Raw genomic sequence first — 18,237 nt, 5'->3', positions numbered from 1 at the left:
CGCCGTCGCGAGGCAGTAGGCGTCGGGGACGCTGATCGGGTGGCGGGCGCGCAGGCGCGCCGCCTCGACCCCGATCGCCTCATTCGGCGTATGCACGGCGACGCCGAGGGCGGCGATCGCCTCGCGCGCGGCGGCGATCTTCGCCGGCTCCTTGGCCCGGACCACGATCTGGTTGCGAAAGCGCCCGTCCGCGAAGGAGGGGTAGGAGCCGATCGCGACGCCGGGATGCGCCGCGGCGATCGCGCTCAAGGCGTCGCCGTAGCGTCCCTCGGGAATGCCGCCCGCCTCGATCGTCTCGGCGATGATCTTCACGCCGGTCTCGAGCCCGGCGGCGGCGGCGTCGAGCATCGCCTGCATGATCGAGGGCACGCCCGCCATCACGACGACATTGCCGAGCTTGAAACCGGGGGCGAGGATGGTGGCGCTCTGGATCAACTCGGCGCCATCGGGAATCCGCGCCATGCGCAGCCGCGCCTCATTCAGATCGGCCTCGCCCCAGCGCTCGCGAAACCGCGCCACCACCTCCGGATGATGGTCGATGCCGACGGCGAACGCCTTGGCGACCGCATCCGCGGTGATGTCATCATGGGTCGGCCCGATGCCGCCGGTGGTAAAGACGTAGGTATAACGGTGGCGGAGCGCATCGAGCGCGGCGATGATCTCGGCCTCTTCGTCGGCGACGACGCGGACCTCCTTGAGGTCGATGCCGATATTGGTCAGGTATTCCGCGATGAAGCCGATGTTCTTGTCCTTGGTCCGCCCGGACAGGATCTCGTCGCCGATCACCAGAAGTCCAGCCGTGACGATTTCAGTCATGATTTCTCCTCAACTCGCACGATTTAGGCGGCCGAGATACGCGCCTGGATATTGTTGTCCAGCCAACCCATTGAAGTTCGGCGATTTTTGCTGAGGAAATAAGCAACCGCCAGCCGTTTTTTGTGCACTATCCCCATTGTTTCCGGCAAATGACAATGCATATCGCGCTGGCCCGAGCCTTGCTACCATGTCGATAGGGCATCGAAGGGCAGTCGGGATCGATGGCAGTTGCGTTCGATGAAATGAACGGCGTCGGCGGCGAGATTCGCAGCGCTTACCGGGAACTGGCGCGCTGGTTGAAGGAGACGCCGGCCGACGCCCTGGAATATCGAAGGCAGGAAGCAGAACTCCTGTTCCGCCGGATCGGCATCACCTTCGCGGTCTATGGCGATACCGAAGCCCAGGAGCGGCTGATCCCCTTCGACGTGATCCCCCGGATCATGTCCGCGAGGGAATGGATCCTGCTCGAAAAAGGCCTGAGGCAGCGGGTGCGCGCGCTCAACATGTTCCTGCGCGACATCTATCACGGCCGCGATATCCTGCGCGCCAACCTCGTTCCCGAAGACCTGATCTTCCAGAACCCTGTGTTCCGCCCCGAGATGAACGGTCAGGCGGTGCCGCACGACGTCTATGTCCATATCGCCGGCATCGACATCATCCGGGTCGATGCGGAAAGCTTCATCGTGCTGGAAGACAATGCGCGCACGCCGTCCGGCGTCTCCTACATGCTGGAAAACCGCGAAATCATGATGCGGCTGTTTCCGGACCTGTTCGCCCGCCACCGCATCGCGCCGGTGGAAAGGTACCCGGACGAATTGCTGGCGGCGTTGCGGTCGGTGGCGCCGCTTAGCGCCTCGTCCGAACCGACCGTCGCGCTGATGACGCCCGGCGTCTACAATTCCGCCTATTACGAACATTCGTTCCTGGCCGACAAGCTCGGTATCGAGCTGGTCGAAGGCCGCGACCTCATCGTCAAGGACGAGGTGGTGTTCATGCGCACCACCGAAGGCCTCAAGCGCGTCGACGTCATCTACCGCCGGGTCGACGATGATTTCCTCGATCCGCTCACCTTCCGCCCGGATTCGGCGCTCGGCGTCCCCGGCCTGATGTCGGCCTATGCCGCCGGCAATATCACGCTCGCCAACGCGGTCGGAACCGGGATTGCCGACGACAAGGCGATCTACTCCTACATGCCCGAGATCGTGAAATTCTATCTCGGCGAGGAGCCGGTGCTGAAAAACGTGCAGACCTGGCGCTGCCGCGAGCCGCAGGACCTCGCCTATGTGCTCGACCATTTGAACGATCTGGTGGTGAAGGAAGTGCACGGCTCCGGCGGCTACGGCATGCTGATCGGCCCGGCGGCGACCAAGGCCACGATCGAGGCCTTTCGCGACAAGCTCAAGCGCGAGCCGGAGGGTTTTATCGCCCAGCCGACGCTCGCGCTCTCCACCTGTCCGACCTGCACCGAATCCGGCCTTGCGCCGCGCCATGTCGATTTGCGCCCCTTCGTGCTGACCGGAAGCCATCACGTCACCATCGTGCCGGGCGGGTTGACCCGCGTGGCGCTGAAGCAGGGCTCGCTGGTGGTGAATTCGAGCCAGGGTGGCGGCACCAAGGACACCTGGATTCTGGATGAGTGAGATCGCTTCAGCCGTGTGCTCAAGGCGCTCCCTCCCCCTGCAAGGGTTGGGGTGGGGGTTAACGGCTGTGCCGAAAGACCCGCTCCCGGCGCTGCGCGCCGACCTCCCCCTTTCAGGGGTAGGTTTCCCAATCTTCAAGTAGAATTCTTAAATGCTGTCGCGCACCGCTGAAAATCTCTACTGGCTCGCCCGCTACGTCGAACGGGCGGAATATCTGGCGCGAGCCATCGAGGCCACGCTGCGCGTGACCGCACTGCCAAGCGCCTATATCGGCAAGACCAACGAATGGGATTCGGCGCTGATGACCGCCGGCGTCGGCGAAAGTTTTTACGAGAGCCATGAGCAGGCCGACGAGCAGAGCGTCGTGGACTACCTGTCCTTTGCGCCGGACAATCCGTCCTCGATCCGCAACTGCATCGAAAACGCACGGCTCAATTCCCGTTCGGTCCGCACCGCGCTCACGAGCGAGATGTGGGACACCATCAATTCCGCCTGGATCGAATTGCAGGAAGTCTGGTGCAAGGGCACCAGGAGCCGCGAGGAATTGGCCAAGTTCTTGCGCTTCGTGCAGGAAACCTCATTGCGCTTCGACGGCTCGGCCTACCGGACCATGCTGCGCAACGACGCCTACTGGTTTTCGCGGTTAGGGGTGCATCTGGAGCGCGCCGACAACACGGCGCGAATTCTGGACGTGAAATACCATGTGCTGCTGCCCGAGGAAGAACATGTCGGCGGTCCGCTCGACTATTATCAATGGACCTCGATCCTGCGCTCGGTCTCAGCCCTCACCGCCTATCACTGGGTCTATCGCGAAACGCTCAAACCATGGCTGATCGCCGACCTCTTGATCCTCAACGATTCACTGCCGCGTTCGCTGGCAAGCTGTTACGGCAATCTGGTGCGCAATCTCGACCAGATCGGGGTCGCCTATGGCCGCCAGGGCGCCGCCCAGCGCCACGCCCGCGGCATCCGCAACCGGCTGGAGCACAGCCATATGGATGATATCTTCCAGCACGGTGTTCATGAATTCATCCAGGAATTCATCGCCGACAACTCAAGGCTCGGCGAAATCATCACCCGGCAGTATCTGATCTGATGTGGGAGTCGTTGACGTGCGATCAAACACCTCCGCACTTTATCTCTCCCAAGGGGAGAGGTCGGATCGCATCCTAGGATGCGATCCGGGTGAGGGTATGGCCTCATGATCGATAGACCGTACCCCCTTACCCCCTCACCCCGACCCTCTCCCCATGGGAGAGGGAGCTTCCTCGCCTCGCGGCAACAACCCGCTGATCGGAACGTCTCCCTCATGCGCCTGCGCATCGCCCATTCCACCACCTACCGCTACGAGCCACCCGCGACCGGCATCATCCAGATCCTGCGGATGACGCCCGGAAGCCATGACGGCCAATATGTCGCCGAATGGCAGATCGGTGTCTCCACCGATTCGCGGCTGCAAATGCATCAGGACGCGTTCGGCAACATCACCCACGTGCTGACCGAAGGCGCGATCTCCGACGTCACCATCAACGTCGAAGGCCTGATCGAGACCCACGATACCGGCGGGGTGCTCCGCGGCGCCGACGAGCGGTTCCCGCCAAGCCTGTTCCTGCGCTCGACACCGCTGACCGAAGTCAATCCGGGGATGGCCGCATTCGCCAGCGAGTTGCGCTCCGAATCGGAAGCGGACGTGCTCGGGTTTCTTCACGCGCTGATGCTCCAGATCAACGACGACATGACCTTCGACGAGGACCCTACCCACAGCGGCACCTCGGCAATCGAGGCCTTCGCCATCAAGCGCGGCGTTTGCCAGGACTACGCCCATATCCTCATCGCCTGCGCACGCTCGGCCGGCGTTCCGGCGCGCTTCATTTCCGGGCATTTCTTGCGCTCGGACGGCGAGCTCGATCAGCCGGCCGGTCACGCCTGGGCTGAAGCATTTGTGCCAAATCTCGGCTGGGTCGGATTCGATGCGGCTAACGCCATCTGCACCACGGATGCCCACGCCCGCGTCGCCGTGGGCCTGGATTATCTCGGCGCAGCCCCCGTGCGCGGCACCCGCTATGGCGGCGGCAACGAGACGCTGACGGTTGCGGTCAGGGTCGAGCAGGTCGGACGGCCCGGTCAATGGCAGAGCCAGTCGTGAGTACTAGCCAGCGGCGTGGCGATCATCGATCTCTCAGAGAACTTTGGTTCACCTCTGCCCGTTGGGGAGAGGTCGGATCGCGTCGAAAGACGCGATCCGGGTGAGGGGCCATTGCTCTCACGAGAGGCCGTAACCCCTCACCCCCGCCCTCTCACAGTGGGAGAGGGAGCAGACCTTCAGCGCGGTTATAGTTCAAATTTCATCATCCACTAATACTCGCAGGTCTGGTAATTCGACGCCTCGCAGGCCTTCGCGATCTCTCTCGCTTTCGCCAGCTCTTCCGCCGTCATGCCCTGCGAAACCTCGCGCAATTCCGTTTTCGCCCTCGCATTGCCGCGCGAGGCGGCGCGGCTGAGCCACAGATAGGCGCGAGCCGAACTGCGCCTGACCCCCTGCCCCTGCGGTACATCACGCCCAGCAGAACCTGGGCTTCCGCATTGCCCTGTTCGGAGAGCGCACGGAACACGGCGGACGCCGGCACATAGTCGCCGCGGTTATAGGCCGCCATGCCGTCCTCGAAAGGACCGGCGAAAACGCCCGTCACGCTCCGGATGATCAGTGCGGCCAAAACCGGACCGCCAAGGAGGACCCGCCTTTTCATGTCCTTCGCCTTCGAATTCGAAGCCATCGTGATCCAGAGGCGTCTGATTTGCAAACCCTGCCCCAGGCACGCGCAAGGGATTGGGGTTGGACGCCTGTTGCGAAATTGGATAGTAATTTCGCGCGCCTGGAGTGCGGGGAAGCAGAGATGACTTATTGCTGCGGAGTGCTGGTGCGGGACGGGCTCGTCATGATCGCCGACACCCGTACCAATGCCGGGCTCGACAACGTCTCGACCTTTCGCAAGCTTCATATCTTCTCCAAGCCGGGCGAGCGCATCATGGCGGTCGCCAGCGCCGGAAACCTCGCGATCAGCCAGTCAGTGCTCTCCACTTTGACCGAGGGGATGGAGGACCCCGAAACGGGCGAACTCGAAACCCTGCTGAACGCGCCGACCATGTTCCAGGCCGCCCAGCGCATCGGCAGAGCGATACGCGCGGTCCACGCCACCGAAGACACGGCGCTGAAGTCGGAAGACATCAGTTTCGACGTATCGTTCCTGTTCGGCGGCCAGATCAAGGGCTCGCGGATGCGGCTGTTCATGATCTATCCGGCCGGCAATTTCATCGAATGCACCACCGACACGCCTTATTTGCAGATCGGCGAACATAAATACGGCAAGCCGGTGCTCGACCGCGCCATGCACTACGATGTCGAATTGTACGAGGCGCTCAAGACCAGCCTGATCTCGATGGACTCGACGATGCGCTCCAATCTCGGGGTGGGCCTGCCGATCGACGTGCTGGTCGTGCGCACCGATGTTTGCGACGCCGATCTCAATCACCGCATCGAGGCGGGCGAACCCTATTTCCACGATTTGCGCTCGCGATGGTCGGCGGCGTTGCGCGCGGCACATCAAAACATTCCACGACCGCCCTACAAGACCGAAACACCCAAAACATAAAAGGTAGGAAACAAGATGAGCGAGCCCAAGAACAAGATCGCAGTGGTGACCGGTGCCGGAACCGGCGTCGGACGTGCGGCATCGCTGGCGCTGATGAACGCCGGTTTCACGGTCGTGCTCGCCGGACGGCGCAAGGACAAACTTGAGGAGACGCAAAAGCTCGGGCCGAGCGGCAAGAGCCTCGCCGTTCCGGCTGACATGACCGATCCGGGCTCGATCGCCGCCTTGTTTGCCAAGGTGATGGACACTTACGGCCGGCTGGATGTGCTGTTCAACAATGCCGGCATGGGCGCCCCGCCGGTGCCGTTCGAGGACCTCGGACTGTCGCAATGGCAGGCGGTGGTCAACACCAACTTGACCGCGCCGTTCCTGTGCACGCAGCACGCCTTCCGCATCATGAAGGACCAGACCCCGCGCGGCGGCCGCATTATCAATAACGGCTCGATCTCCGCGCATGCGCCGCGGCCGTTTTCCGCGCCCTATACTTCAACGAAACACGCCATCACCGGCCTGACCAGGGCCTCCAATCTCGATGGCCGTGCCTACGACATCGCGGTCGGGCAGATCGACATCGGCAATGCCGCTACCCCCATGACGGACCGAATGGTCGACGGCGTGCTGCAACCGGACGGCCGCAAGATGCCGGAGCCGCGCATGGACGCCAAGGCTGTCGGCGACGCGGTGGCCTATATGGCGAACTTGCCGCTCGATGCTAACGTTCTGTTCATGACTGTCATGGCAAGCAAGATGCCGTTCGTGGGGCGGGGCTAGCACCGTCGGAATGTCGCTGCCTGACGTAACCGCGATCACTAGTGCTCCGATTCCGAAGTTCGCTAGCCTTTGCGGCTCGCTCCCATACGAACTTCGGAAAGCGGGAACTCGCCCTTATCCGGTACGAGCGATGCGGAAACGATGTCTGACCTCAGTTTGACCTCAGGCTGCGCATCGCAGGAAGAACAAGGCGGCGCGTATCCAATAATATTGATATCGCTGCTGTTTTTGGCTGCATCGGTCACGCTTGCGTCGCCCGCGATCGATGGCGGCATCTTCGATGCCCTGTCCACCGATGATGCCATGCGGCTGGTCGAGGTCCGCGACTTGATCGGTGGGCAAAGCTGGTTCGATCTGTTCCAACACAGGATGGATCCACCTGGCCTATCGATGCATTGGTCGCGCCTCATTGACGCGCCATTGGCCGCGTCAATCCTGTTGCTGAAGCCACTGCTTGGTATGCACGGCGCTGAAGCCGTGACACTGTATTTTTGGCCGGCGCTGCTATTTGCCGTCGCATTGGCGTTGATAGCGGCGATTGCGAGGCAAATGAGCAACGGCGTCAATCCGGTGATAGCGGCGGTGGTGCTGGCCGTGCTGTCCATTCCGGCCCTCGTCCATTTCCGACCAGGCGCAATCGATCACCACAACGCGCAGATCGACTTGTTGCTCGCACTCGTCCTGATGACGATCCAGATCGAGCGGAGCGCCGTCAAGGCCGCTCTGGGCGGCCTGATCGCGTCGCTATCGCTGGCGATCGGCATCGAAATGCTGCCTGCCATCGCCGCGACAGGCGTTGCGATCTTTGGCCTGTTTGTTTGGCGCGGTGCCGCCGTCGCGCGGCAGGCTGGCGCCTTCGGAGCGGGGCTGGCGGCATCCTCGCTCCTGCTCGCACCAGCGTTGCTTCCGCCGTCTTCGTTGACCGCGCAGGTATGTGATGCCTTCGGTGGACCGGGTCTGCTGTTGACTGCCGGCGGCGGCATCGGCCTGGTGCTCGCGGTCGCAATTGATCGCTTCCATTCGACACCAGGCATGCGCGTGGTTGGCGCAGGGGTGTTGGCAGCGGTCTTGGTCGGCGCGTTCCTCTCATTGTTTCCCGGATGTATCGCCTCGCCCTTCGCGCGTCTCGATCCGATCATCGTATCGTTGTGGGTCAACAACGTCGCCGAATCGATCTCATTCGGCAGGATGCTGCATCTTTTTCCGGAGAAGGTCCTTGCCTCCTACGGGTTTCCGATCATGGCGATGGGCTTCGCCGTGATGGCACTTATCAGGTCCCCTCTGCCTGAAAGGTTTCGCTGGGTTGCTGGCATCGCGCCTTTGGCGGCGCTGATCGGATTCAGCTTTTGGCAAGTGCGGGGCACTGCCGCGGCAACGATGCTGGCAGCTCCGGTTTTTGCCGCGAGCCTGACTGTTCTGTGGCCCAACTTTGCTTCCCGACGAAACCTGCTTCTTTTATCGGTCGTTGCATCACCTCTCAGCCTTCTTACCGTTGGGGCCGTGGCGAAGCCGATGCTGTATGACATCTTCAAGCAGGAGCCGATCCCCAAACCGTCACCGTGCCGGAGCTTGTCGGACGTCGCTCCCTTAAAGCAACTTGCGAAGGGACGCGTGATGGCGCCGGTCGATCTCGGACCGGCGATTCTTGCCGAAACAAACCACGATGTCTTTGCGGGCCCATACCATCGCAACAATGACGGCAACGCGGCATTGATCAGCTTGATGCTGGCGCCCTTGCCCACCGCAAAGCAGATCTTGTCGGACCGACACGTCGACTACCTGGTCACCTGCTCGGCAGGCCCCGATCAAAGGATCATCAAGCTGGCGCCAGAGGGGTTGGAGGCGCGGCTCGCCCGCAGCGAAACGCCGGACTTTCTGGAGCTGCTCCACCTCGATCCCGCCGGCAAAATTTCCGTATGGCGCCTACGGAAATGAAACGCACCGCGCTCGAGTTCGACGCGCTGGAGCCCTACTCCAGCCGCTCGACCTTACGCAGTGAGGGGAACAGCTTCATCCAGAGCAGTGCGACCGCAATCGTCGCTATCCCTCCGAAAGCGGCGGCCGGCACCGCGCCGAACAAGGCCGCGGTGACGCCGCTTTCGAACTGACCGAGCTGGTTGGAAGCATTGATGAACAGGAAGTTCACCGCACCGACCCGGCCGCGCATCTCGTCGGGCGTGGAAAGCTGGACAAGCGAAAAGCGGATCACGACGCTGACCGTATCGGCCGCGCCAAGCGCTGCAAGCGCAAGCAGCGAAAGCCATATCCAGTGCGACAGCGCAAACACCACGGTCGCCACGCCGAAGATGATCACCGCCTGAAACATCCGCAATCCCACGCGGCGATGAATGGCGTGTCGGGCCAACAGCGCGGTCATCAGCAGCGCGCCGACTGCGGGCGCGGCGCGCAGGATGCCGAGGCCGAAAGGACCGGTCTCGAGGACGTCGCGCGCATAGATCGGCAGCAGCGCCGTAACGCCGCCGAACAGCACGGCAAAGAGATCGAGCGATATGGTGCCGAGGATGGCGGGATTTTCGCGGATGAAGCGGACGCCGGCGAAGAGGTCGGAAGGCGTCGCCGAATCCTTCTCCACGGCAGCTTGCGTGACGCGAATCGCGCCGGTGAACAGCGCGGCCAACAGCCAGAACAGGACCATGATCGCGTAAGCGAGCCCGGGTGAGATCGCGTAGGCGAGCCCGCCGAGCGCGGGTCCGGCGATGGTTGCCACTTGCGTCGCGCCGCTTGACAGCGCGGTCGCGCGCTGCAGCGAGCCTTGCGGCGCGATCAACGGCAACAGCGCCGCGGTGGCCGGACTTTCAAACGCGCCGGTCGTGCCAAGGACCGCAGTGGCGATGAAAATCTGCGTAACCGTCAGCCAGCCGGCATAGGCGCCGAGAGCGAGGAACAGCGCGGTCAGCGCCTCGGCCAATTGACAGAGCTGCACAACGCGCTTGCGCTGGTAGCGGTCGGCGGCGTGTCCGGCGACCAGGACCAGGAGCGCGGTCGGCAGGAATTGCACCAGTCCGACCATGCCGAGCAGAAAGGCGCTGGTCGTGAGATCATAGACCTGCCAGCCGATCGCGACCGCCGCGATCTGGCTCGAGAAGCGTGACAGGCTTCGCGACAACAGGAAGCAAACGAACGAGCCTTGCCTGAACAGAGCGGACCGGCTGGCGGGCGTCGCGGTGGAGGACATGATCGATCGGTGGCTAGTGGAGTGGATTTGTCATTCGCTACCCTCCTCGCCACAGATTTGCAAAGCGAATGTCAAATCCGATACTCCACTAGAAACACATATTTATTAGTGGTCCTTTGATTCTAGCATTCGCAAAAGCGCCCGCGGCAACGGGATGCGAATGTTTGAATCGGACCACCCGCGTGGGTTCAAAGTCAATGGCGGTATTGTCCGCAAGCGCACGGCATTGCGCTTTGAACTGCATCGCTGTCATAATCATTATTCGGGGTGTTCGGGGGCATCATGCTGCAATTGCAATCGGCATTCGGCGTTTTCGTGTTGCTGGCGCTTGCCTGGGTATTTGGCGAGAACCGCCGCGCGGTTTCGCTTCGCCAGGCAGCCATCGGCCTTTTCGTCACGCTGATTACTGCGATCGTGCTGATCAAGATTCCCGTGGTGAGCCGGGTTTTCGGCGCGATCAATGACGCGGTCGGGGCGATCGCGTCCGCCTCGCGCGCCGGCACTTCCTTCGTGTTCGGATATCTCGGCGGCGGCGCACTGCCGTACGATCTGAAAGCGCCGGGCTCCGATTTCATCCTGGCGTTCCAGGCACTTCCGATCGTGCTGGTGATGAGCGTGCTGACGACGCTTCTGTTCTACTGGCGCGTCTTGCCGCCGGTCGTGCGCGGCATGGCGTGGCTTCTGGAGCGCACGCTCGGGATCGGCGGCGCGGTCGGGCTTTCCACCGCCGCCAACATTTTTCTCGGCATGGTGGAAGCGCCGCTTTTCATCCGTCCTTATCTCGCAAAACTCACGCGCAGCGAACTGTTTCTGGTGATGACCGGCGGCATGGCGGGTATCGCCGGCACCGTGCTCGTGCTCTACGCCACCCTGCTCGCGCCGCTGATAGACGATGCGGCGGCGCATTTTGTCATCGCCTCGGTGCTGGGCGCGCCGGCCGCGATCCTCGTCAGCCTGATCATGGTGCCGGAGACGAGCGACAGACATACCAGCGGCGCCTTGATCGACCCGGAGATGCACGCCTCCTCCACCATGGATGCCATCGTCAAGGGAACGACCGCGGGCCTCGAATTGCTGCTGAACATCATTGCCATGCTGATCGTACTGGTGGCGCTGGTCTATCTCGCCAACGCACTTCTCGGACTTTTGCCGGATGCCGGCGGCAGCGCGATCACCTTGCAAAGAATGCTCGGCTACGTCATGGCCCCGGTGTGCTGGCTGATGGGCCTGCCGTGGGCGCAGGCCATCACGGCGGGCAGCCTGATGGGGACGAAAACCGTGCTCAACGAGCTGATTGCTTATGTCGATTTGTCGAAACTCGGCGTGGATGCGCTCGATCCGCGCTCGCGGCTGATCATGCTTTATGCGATGTGCGGCTTTGCCAATTTCGGAAGCCTCGGCATCATGGTCGGCGGCCTCGGCACCATGGCGCCGGAGCGGCGTGACGAGATCAATTCGCTCGGACTGAAATCGATCGTCTCGGGCACGCTGACAACCTGCCTGATGGGCGCGATCGTGGGGGTGTTGAGCTAGGCCCCCGCGCCGCCCACCTCGTTCGCCTATCGCAGGATCCGGGTTCTTGAACGGCTATTGCGGCGAAGCCGCCGTCGGGAACAGATTCGATTGAATCAATCTCGTCACCCTCTCCATCACGTAGGCCGAGCCTTCGGCGGTGAGATGGGCGTGATCCCAGGACAGCGGCACGCCACCGGGAAGCGTGAGCGGGCATTGCCGCGCCGGGCAGATGGCGTCGACCACCGAAATGTAGGAGAACTTCACCTGATCCGGCAACGCGGCTTTCATCATCTGGTCGAACGAAAATATCGCGGGAAGCGCGAAATCCTCGGCCCGCGGTTCGATTCCGCGCAGATGCGTACGCATCAGCATCGAGGGCAGCCTCGCCTTGAACTGCACGGGGGGCCCGAGCACGACGACGGCGATGCCAAATCCATTGAGTCTTGAAATCGTCGCCCTGAGGTCGGCAATCACGGCGTCAAATCTCGCGCCCCGCGCATATTCCAGCCAGTCCGCGGACATGATAACGAGATCGGGCTTACGATCGCGAAAGAACGCATCCATTTGCGTCCGGGAGCCGCGGCATCCCGCATGGCCCGGCGCCGCCGCATCCAGGGTGGGCATGCAGGCAGCCTGGGTCGCCTGGAGGACGTTGATCGTTTCAGGATCGGCGGCCTTGCGCAGCCCGAAGAAATAATGCGCGGCGAGACTGTCGCCCCACAACAGCCAGTTGGATTTTCCTCCCGCAAGCGCAAGGCAAGAATCGTCAAACGCGCTCCCGTCGAACTTGAAGCAGGTTCCGACGCGATAGAGCGACTCAGACTGATAGGCGCTGTAGGTTTCCAGCGTGGCCGCCTCGCGGTCCGCATCCGACGGCGTCCGGCTCAACGCCAGGCCAACGAAGCTGCCGGCCAGCAACACCAGGCTCGCCCCGCCGGCGAGGCCGAACGCCATGCGCCGTGTCGGCGCCACCGCACGCGTGCGGAATGGTTGCTCGAGATATCGCCAGGAGAGATAGGAGATCAAGACCGTCAGCCCAAACAGCGCAAGCTTTTCGCTGGTGTCCAGCGCGAGGCTGTCCTTCGAGAAGCGCGCGAAGGTGAACAGCGGCCAATGCCACAGATAAAGCGAATAGGAGATCTGCCCGAAGAAGCGCGCGACGTTGAGAGGCGCATAGACACTGCGATTCAAGGTAGGCACGCCGATGCCGCTCCAGATAAAGACGGCGGCGCCGATGCAGGGCGCGAGCGCGTTGAAGCCGGGAAAGCCCGGCCCCTGGCGCAATGAAAATATCGGGATTGCGATCACGACCAGCGCGATGCCGCGAGCAATCTGCTGCGCCAAAGCGTGACGCAGCACCGGAAAGCTCGGAGACGCCACAAGGCCGCCGATCAGAAATTCCCACGCCCGCGGCGGGCTCATGAAGAAGGCATTGGCGGACTGCCCGGTCTTCATCAGCCAGATGCTCAGGCCGAAGGAAGCGATGGTCAGCACTGCCAGCACCGTGGGAATCGCAAGACGCCTGCCGCGCGCGACGCGCGAAACGGCCCACAACATCAGCGGCAGCGCCAGATAGAACTGTTCCTCCACCGCGAGCGACCAGGTGTGGAGCAGCGGCTTCTCCACCGCGGCATGGTCGAAATAGCCGGTCTGGAAGAAGAAGAAGAAATTCGAGGTGAAGGTCACGACCGCGCCAATCGAGCGAAAGAATTCCGCCCGTTCGGAGGTCAAAAGATACTGGAAGGATGGAATCGCCGTCAGCGATACCATCGCATAGAGCGCCGGCAGCAGACGCCGCACCCGCCGCTCGTAAAATCGCCCAAAGGAGAAGGCGTCCCTTTTCAGTTCGTCGGCGATGATGGCGGTGATCAAATAGCCCGAGATCACGAAGAAGATGTCGACGCCGACAAAGCCGCCGAACACTCCGGGTGTTTCGAAATGGAACGCGACCACCGCCAGCACGGCGATGGCACGCAGCCAGTCGATGTCTTCGCGATAGGTGGAGATCATGCGTTTCGATGAGCAACCCTCCCCCGCGGAGCGTGGGGAGGGTCGGCCGAAGGCCGGGGTGGGGGCACTGCCCCATCGAATACTGTCAACTCAGACCCCCACCCGGTGCTTGTTCGCTGGCGCTCGCCGCGCACCACCCTCCCCACAAGGGGGAGGGATAAGATGGCCTCAGTCTTCGAATTTCGAATTGAGTCACGCCGCAAGTTCGACCGTCTTGAAATCGGCGGGCAGGATCACCTCGAGCAACTCGACGTCGTCGGAATAATCCATGATCAGGTGCCTGATCCGCGGCGGCTGGGTCCAGCTCGAACCTTCCTTCATCAAGTTCTCGCCCTGCCCTTCCATGTAGGTTTTCACCCAGCCCTTGAGCACATAGACCATCTGAAAGTCGACATCGTGGAAATGCAGTTTGGAAACTTCCTCCGGATTGCACGGCCCGATCAGGCGGATCACATGCGCGCGCGCCAGACCGCCCGTTGCATCGGCAATGCCGAGATCGCGATATTTGGCGTAAGCGCGCAAGCCGTCGGCCTTGAAATCCTCGTCGCGGTGATGGCTGATGGCGACGCGCTGCTTTGGAACAATGCGCCTTGGCCGGGCTTGCGCACGCCCGCTCGCAGAAAGCTTTTTGCGCGCCGATGCCTTGGCGGCCCCCTTGCGCGCCGGCGATTTGGCTTGCGCGGATTTTTTCGTGGCCCGCGATTTGGCGGCCGCGCGCGAGGCCGGCTTGTTCGATTTCTTTTTGGCCATCTCTGCTTCTCCTCCCTGTCGGAGAGCAAAGCTATCACAAATGAGGCTTCGTAGGGTGGGTTAGCGAAGCGTAACCCACCAACCATCAAATATGGTGGGTTACGCCTTCCGCACTATTGCGTCGAAGGACCGCGCACGTGGCGGCTAACCCACCCTTCAGGTTCCAACTCAGTGCAAACGGAACACGCCGTCGATGGCGCGCAGTTCGGCCGGCTTGATCAGCTTGGAATGCGCAACGGTGACCGAGTACAACGGACCGTCGAGTTTTCGCTGCCAGAAGTGCAGAAAGTCCGTCAGCGCGGGAAATTTCGGAAACAGATCGTAGTTCTGCCAGACATAGGTCTGCAGCAACGAGGGATGATCCGGCATCCGATACAGGATCTGCGCCGTCGTCAGACCGTAACCCAGCACCTGCTTCCGGAAATCCTCGGAAACAACCCCAACCCGCGAGATCATGCCCGACCTCCATTGAAGGAGCGCAGGTCCGGATGGCCGCCACGGGGGAGCCACCCGATTCACGATGCGCTCACATGAGAGAAATGTGACGCACGATACCAACCCATCACAAGCCTAAATGTTTAACGAACTGTTGAAAAATGGCGCCTTGGCAGCACCTTACCGCAGGTGCTAACACCGCTTTGGAAACTCGCGCGGCCCAATTAATGATGGCGCACGAAATGGCAGGCGCCATTTCCGAGTGCCAATTTTTTTGCTAGAGGCACTTGTCCCCGAAACAACTCTGGCCTAAATCCGTCTCGCCTGCTGGCACTCGTCGGCAGAGACTGCCAACTTTTCAAAATCTGAAATCATCATCAATAGCTTAGGAGGACTGCATGAAATTCCGTCCGCTTCACGACCGCGTCGTGGTCAAGCGTATCGACGCCGAGGAGAAGACCGCAGGCGGTATCATCATTCCCGACACTGCCAAGGAGAAACCGTCGCAGGGCGAAGTCATCGCCGTCGGCCCGGGTGGCCGCGACGAAGCCGGCAAGCTGATCCCGATCGATATCAAGGTTGGCGACCGCGTGCTGTTCGGCAAGTGGTCGGGCACCGAGGTCAAGATCGACGGCCAGGAGCTGTTGATCATGAAGGAGAGCGACATCATGGGCGTCATCACCGACGTCCAGACCAAGAAGAAGGCCGCTTAAGCGCCTTTCCATCACCAGATCAATTCAAGGGAAACAAGATATGTCAGCCAAAGAAGTCAAATTCGGCGTCGACGCCCGCGATCGCATGCTGCGCGGCGTCGACATCCTCAACAACGCCGTCAAGGTCACGCTCGGCCCGAAGGGCCGCAACGTCGTGCTCGACAAGTCGTTCGGCGCTCCCCGCGTCACCAAGGACGGCGTCACCGTCGCCAAGGAAATCGAGCTCGACGACAAGTTCGAGAACATGGGCGCCCAGATGGTGCGCGAAGTCGCCTCCAAGTCGGCGGATGCGGCCGGTGACGGCACCACCACGGCGACCGTCCTGGCCGCCGCGATCGTCCGCGAAGGTTCCAAGGCGGTTGCCGCCGGCATGAACCCCATGGATCTCAAGCGCGGTATCGATCTCGCGGTCGAAGCCGTGGTCGCCGACCTCGAAAAGAACTCCAAGAAGGTCACCTCGAACGAGGAAATCGCCCAGGTCGGCACCATCTCCGCCAATGGCGACGCCGAGATCGGCAAGTTCCTTGCGGACGCCATGAGGAAGGTCGGCAACGAAGGCGTCATCACGGTCGAGGAAGCCAAGTCGCTCGAGACCGAACTCGATGTCGTCGAAGGCATGCAGTTCGACCGCGGCTACATCTCGCCCTACTTCGTCACCAACGCCGACAAGATGCGCGTCGAGATGGACGACGCCTACATCCTGATCAACGAGAAGAAGCTCTCCTCGCTGAACGAACTGCTCCCGCTGCTCGAGGCCGTGGTCCAGACCGGCAAGCCGCTCGTCATCGTGGCGGAAGACGTCGAAGGCGAGGCTTTGGCCACGCTTGTGGTGAACCGTCTCCGCGGTGGTCTGAAGGTTGCGGCCGTCAAGGCGCCGGGCTTCGGCGATCGCCGCAAGGCCATGCTGCAGGACATCGCGATCCTGACCGGCGGCCAGGCGATCTCGGAAGATCTCGGCATCAAGCTCGAGAACGTCACGCTCTCCATGCTCGGCCGCGCCAAGAAGGTGATGATCGACAAGGAGAACACCACGATCGTCAACGGCGCCGGCAAGAAGGCCGACATCGAGGCGCGCGTGGCGCAGATCAAGGCGCAGATCGAGGAGACCACCTCGGACTACGACCGCGAGAAGCTGCAGGAGCGTCTGGCCAAGCTCGCCGGCGGCGTCGCGGTGATCCGCGTCGGCGGCGCGACCGAGGTCGAGGTCAAGGAGCGCAAGGATCGCGTTGATGACGCGATGCATGCGACCCGCGCGGCGGTCGAGGAAGGCATCCTGCCGGGCGGCGGCGTTGCGCTGTTGCGTGCGTCCGAGCACCTCAAGGGCCTGCGCACCAAGAACGACGACCAGAAGACCGGCGTCGAGATCGTGCGCAAGGCGTTGTCCTGGCCCGCCCGCCAGATCGCGATCAACGCGGGCGAAGACGGCTCGGTGGTCGTCGGCAAGATCCTCGAGAAGGACCAGTATTCGTACGGCTTCGACTCGCAGACCGGCGAATACGTCAACCTTGTCGGCAAGGGCATCATCGACCCGACCAAGGTGGTTCGCGTCGCGATCCAGAACGCAGCCTCCGTTGCGGCGCTCTTGATTACGACCGAAGCCATGGTGGCGGAATTGCCGAAGAAGCAGGCGCCTGCGGCCGGCATGCCTCCGGGCGGCGGCATGGGCGGCATGGACTTCTAACGCTACGCGTTAGAAGTCGCCGCCCCTGGTATAAAAATGCTCAAACCGGGCAAGCCCGGTTTGAGTGGCGGCATGGACTTCTAACGCAACGCGTTAGAAGTCGCCGCCCCTGGTTTAAAAATGCTCAAACCGGGCAGGCCCGGTTTGAGTGGCGGCATGGACTTCTAAGGCGACGAAGTCGTCCCGGACGCGATGCGAGCCGCGACAAGCGGTGCTTGGCAGAGCCGGGACCTCGATCGGCGAACACGATCTTGAAAAACCCCGGCAGCAATGCCGGGGTTTTTGTTCGAGGCTCTGTCCGGCCGCGAAATGCCTCGCCTATGACCCCGCATCGCTGCCGGGTTTTTCGTTTGGTGCGCGAACCAGTCGATCCCTTGAACGGGCAAAACCCCGTTCGCCCGGCCATCAGGCCGGCAAAACGGGCGAAGCGTGCACGGTCGCATTAAGGTGCGATCTGCGCACCAGCGCAGCCACAATCGCGCCCCACCAAAAGCCAAATCCTAAACGTACATTAATCGTCGCAAAGAGGGGGGACCTCGAAAATGCGCCACGTGCAGCCGCTCGTGCTCGCTCGAGACACGGCGGAATTCAGGTTGAATTTCCAGATGATCAATTCGGGGGCAAGGCACGCCTGCAGCATTACGATCCGGGCAACCGACGCAGTCCAGGCGGCAACGCTTTTTCGGGAGAACTGGCCGGCCATCGAAGAACTTGCGCGCAAGAATCTTGCAACCAGCGCCGCCAAAGATCTCAGGCTGATGCTGGACTGACCTGCCCTGCTTCCCTCCTCGACCGGCGAACCTCGGCTTCCGGGCCGCAAGACAGGGTCTTGCCGCAATAGCGCTCACTCGATCGGTTTGCTTTAGAGGGTCGCTATCGTCTTCGACGTCGGCGTCTCAGACTCGAAGCACAGGAAAGCATCGGCCTATCTTCCGCGCCGAATAGAACAGCAATTATACATGACGGCTCTGTTGCGGACTACTTTGCGACATTGAAACCCGTGTATCATTGCACCGACTATGGATGCGGCAGCCGACGTCCTCCAGCGTGCTGAACCGCT

The 18,237-nt window shown here is 62.1% G+C and carries 16 protein-coding genes; 10 read left to right on the top strand and 6 right to left on the bottom strand.

Going from position 1 to position 18,237, the window contains the following annotated elements; genetic code table 11:
• Positions 1-816 (bottom strand): molybdopterin-binding protein (locus tag VNX23_RS14650; RefSeq protein ID WP_325631126.1); only part of this gene is annotated, 816 nt, incomplete at its 3' end.
• A gap of 221 nt (positions 817-1,037) precedes the next feature.
• On the opposite strand from VNX23_RS14650, the gene VNX23_RS14645 reads away from it, so the two are divergent.
• The 3 genes from VNX23_RS14645 to VNX23_RS14635 all read left to right on the top strand — a co-directional run bounded on the left by VNX23_RS14645 (position 1,038) and on the right by VNX23_RS14635 (position 4,602).
• Positions 1,038-2,456: a circularly permuted type 2 ATP-grasp protein gene (locus VNX23_RS14645; protein WP_325631125.1), complete on the top strand. Its 1,419-nt coding sequence runs from the start codon at positions 1,038-1,040 to the stop codon at positions 2,454-2,456.
• A gap of 151 nt (positions 2,457-2,607) precedes the next feature.
• Positions 2,608-3,552, top strand: coding sequence for an alpha-E domain-containing protein (locus tag VNX23_RS14640; protein ID WP_325631123.1), 945 nt, complete (start codon positions 2,608-2,610; stop codon positions 3,550-3,552).
• Positions 3,553-3,765: 213 nt separating this feature from the next.
• Positions 3,766-4,602 carry a transglutaminase family protein gene (locus VNX23_RS14635; RefSeq protein WP_325631121.1) on the top strand — a complete coding sequence of 279 codons (837 nt, stop codon included), beginning with the start codon at positions 3,766-3,768 and terminating at the stop codon, positions 4,600-4,602.
• Positions 4,603-4,888: 286 nt separating this feature from the next.
• On the opposite strand, the gene VNX23_RS14630 is transcribed toward VNX23_RS14635, so the two are convergent.
• The gene (locus tag VNX23_RS14630; RefSeq protein ID WP_325631120.1) at positions 4,889-5,203 is read right to left on the bottom strand and encodes a hypothetical protein; all 315 of its coding nucleotides are present in this window, start codon (positions 5,201-5,203) and stop codon (positions 4,889-4,891) included.
• Positions 5,204-5,350: 147 nt separating this feature from the next.
• Here VNX23_RS14630 and VNX23_RS14625 point away from each other — a divergent pair, with 147 nt between their 5' ends.
• From VNX23_RS14625 to VNX23_RS14615, 3 genes are all read left to right on the top strand, one after another.
• Positions 5,351-6,106 carry a proteasome-type protease gene (locus tag VNX23_RS14625; protein WP_325631118.1) on the top strand — a complete coding sequence of 252 codons (756 nt, stop codon included), beginning with the start codon at positions 5,351-5,353 and terminating at the stop codon, positions 6,104-6,106.
• Positions 6,107-6,121: 15 nt separating this feature from the next.
• Positions 6,122-6,877, top strand: a complete 756-nt coding sequence (locus VNX23_RS14620) for an SDR family oxidoreductase (RefSeq protein ID WP_325631116.1) — start codon at positions 6,122-6,124, stop codon at positions 6,875-6,877.
• Between the two features lie 141 nt (positions 6,878-7,018).
• Positions 7,019-8,812: a hypothetical protein gene (locus tag VNX23_RS14615; RefSeq protein WP_325631115.1), complete on the top strand. Its 1,794-nt coding sequence runs from the start codon at positions 7,019-7,021 to the stop codon at positions 8,810-8,812.
• A gap of 34 nt (positions 8,813-8,846) precedes the next feature.
• On the opposite strand, the gene VNX23_RS14610 is transcribed toward VNX23_RS14615, so the two are convergent.
• Positions 8,847-10,073 (bottom strand): MFS transporter, encoded by a 1,227-nt coding sequence (locus tag VNX23_RS14610; RefSeq protein WP_325631113.1) that lies wholly within the window; start codon positions 10,071-10,073, stop codon positions 8,847-8,849.
• A 282-nt stretch (positions 10,074-10,355) separates the two neighbouring features.
• On the opposite strand from VNX23_RS14610, the gene VNX23_RS14605 reads away from it, so the two are divergent.
• The gene (locus tag VNX23_RS14605) at positions 10,356-11,606 is read left to right on the top strand and encodes a NupC/NupG family nucleoside CNT transporter (RefSeq protein WP_325631111.1); all 1,251 of its coding nucleotides are present in this window, start codon (positions 10,356-10,358) and stop codon (positions 11,604-11,606) included.
• A gap of 54 nt (positions 11,607-11,660) precedes the next feature.
• On the opposite strand, the gene VNX23_RS14600 is transcribed toward VNX23_RS14605, so the two are convergent.
• The 3 genes from VNX23_RS14600 to VNX23_RS14590 form a co-directional block, all read right to left on the bottom strand.
• Positions 11,661-13,598, bottom strand: a complete 1,938-nt coding sequence (locus VNX23_RS14600; RefSeq protein ID WP_325631110.1) for an acyltransferase family protein — start codon at positions 13,596-13,598, stop codon at positions 11,661-11,663.
• 192 nt (positions 13,599-13,790) lie between these two features.
• The gene (locus tag VNX23_RS14595) at positions 13,791-14,348 is read right to left on the bottom strand and encodes a cupin domain-containing protein (protein ID WP_325631108.1); all 558 of its coding nucleotides are present in this window, start codon (positions 14,346-14,348) and stop codon (positions 13,791-13,793) included.
• 168 nt (positions 14,349-14,516) lie between these two features.
• Positions 14,517-14,804 (bottom strand): usg protein, encoded by a 288-nt coding sequence (locus VNX23_RS14590; RefSeq protein ID WP_325631107.1) that lies wholly within the window; start codon positions 14,802-14,804, stop codon positions 14,517-14,519.
• A 377-nt stretch (positions 14,805-15,181) separates the two neighbouring features.
• On the opposite strand from VNX23_RS14590, the gene groES reads away from it, so the two are divergent.
• The 3 genes from groES to VNX23_RS14575 all read left to right on the top strand — a co-directional run bounded on the left by groES (position 15,182) and on the right by VNX23_RS14575 (position 17,947).
• Complete coding sequence (gene groES / locus VNX23_RS14585) at positions 15,182-15,496, top strand: co-chaperone GroES (RefSeq protein ID WP_325631106.1); 315 nt, start codon at positions 15,182-15,184, stop codon at positions 15,494-15,496.
• 40 nt (positions 15,497-15,536) lie between these two features.
• Complete coding sequence (gene groL / locus VNX23_RS14580; RefSeq protein ID WP_325631104.1) at positions 15,537-17,177, top strand: chaperonin GroEL; 1,641 nt, start codon at positions 15,537-15,539, stop codon at positions 17,175-17,177.
• A gap of 542 nt (positions 17,178-17,719) precedes the next feature.
• Complete coding sequence (locus VNX23_RS14575) at positions 17,720-17,947, top strand: hypothetical protein (RefSeq protein ID WP_325631103.1); 228 nt, start codon at positions 17,720-17,722, stop codon at positions 17,945-17,947.
• Positions 17,948-18,237 lie beyond the last annotated feature (290 nt).

Origin of the sequence: Bradyrhizobium sp. (assembly GCF_035570375.1) — a bacterium.
Lineage (GTDB): Bacteria > Pseudomonadota > Alphaproteobacteria > Rhizobiales > Xanthobacteraceae > Bradyrhizobium.
The sequence above is the reverse complement of the archived record's forward strand: the minus strand, read 5'-3'. Positions and strand labels throughout refer to the sequence as shown.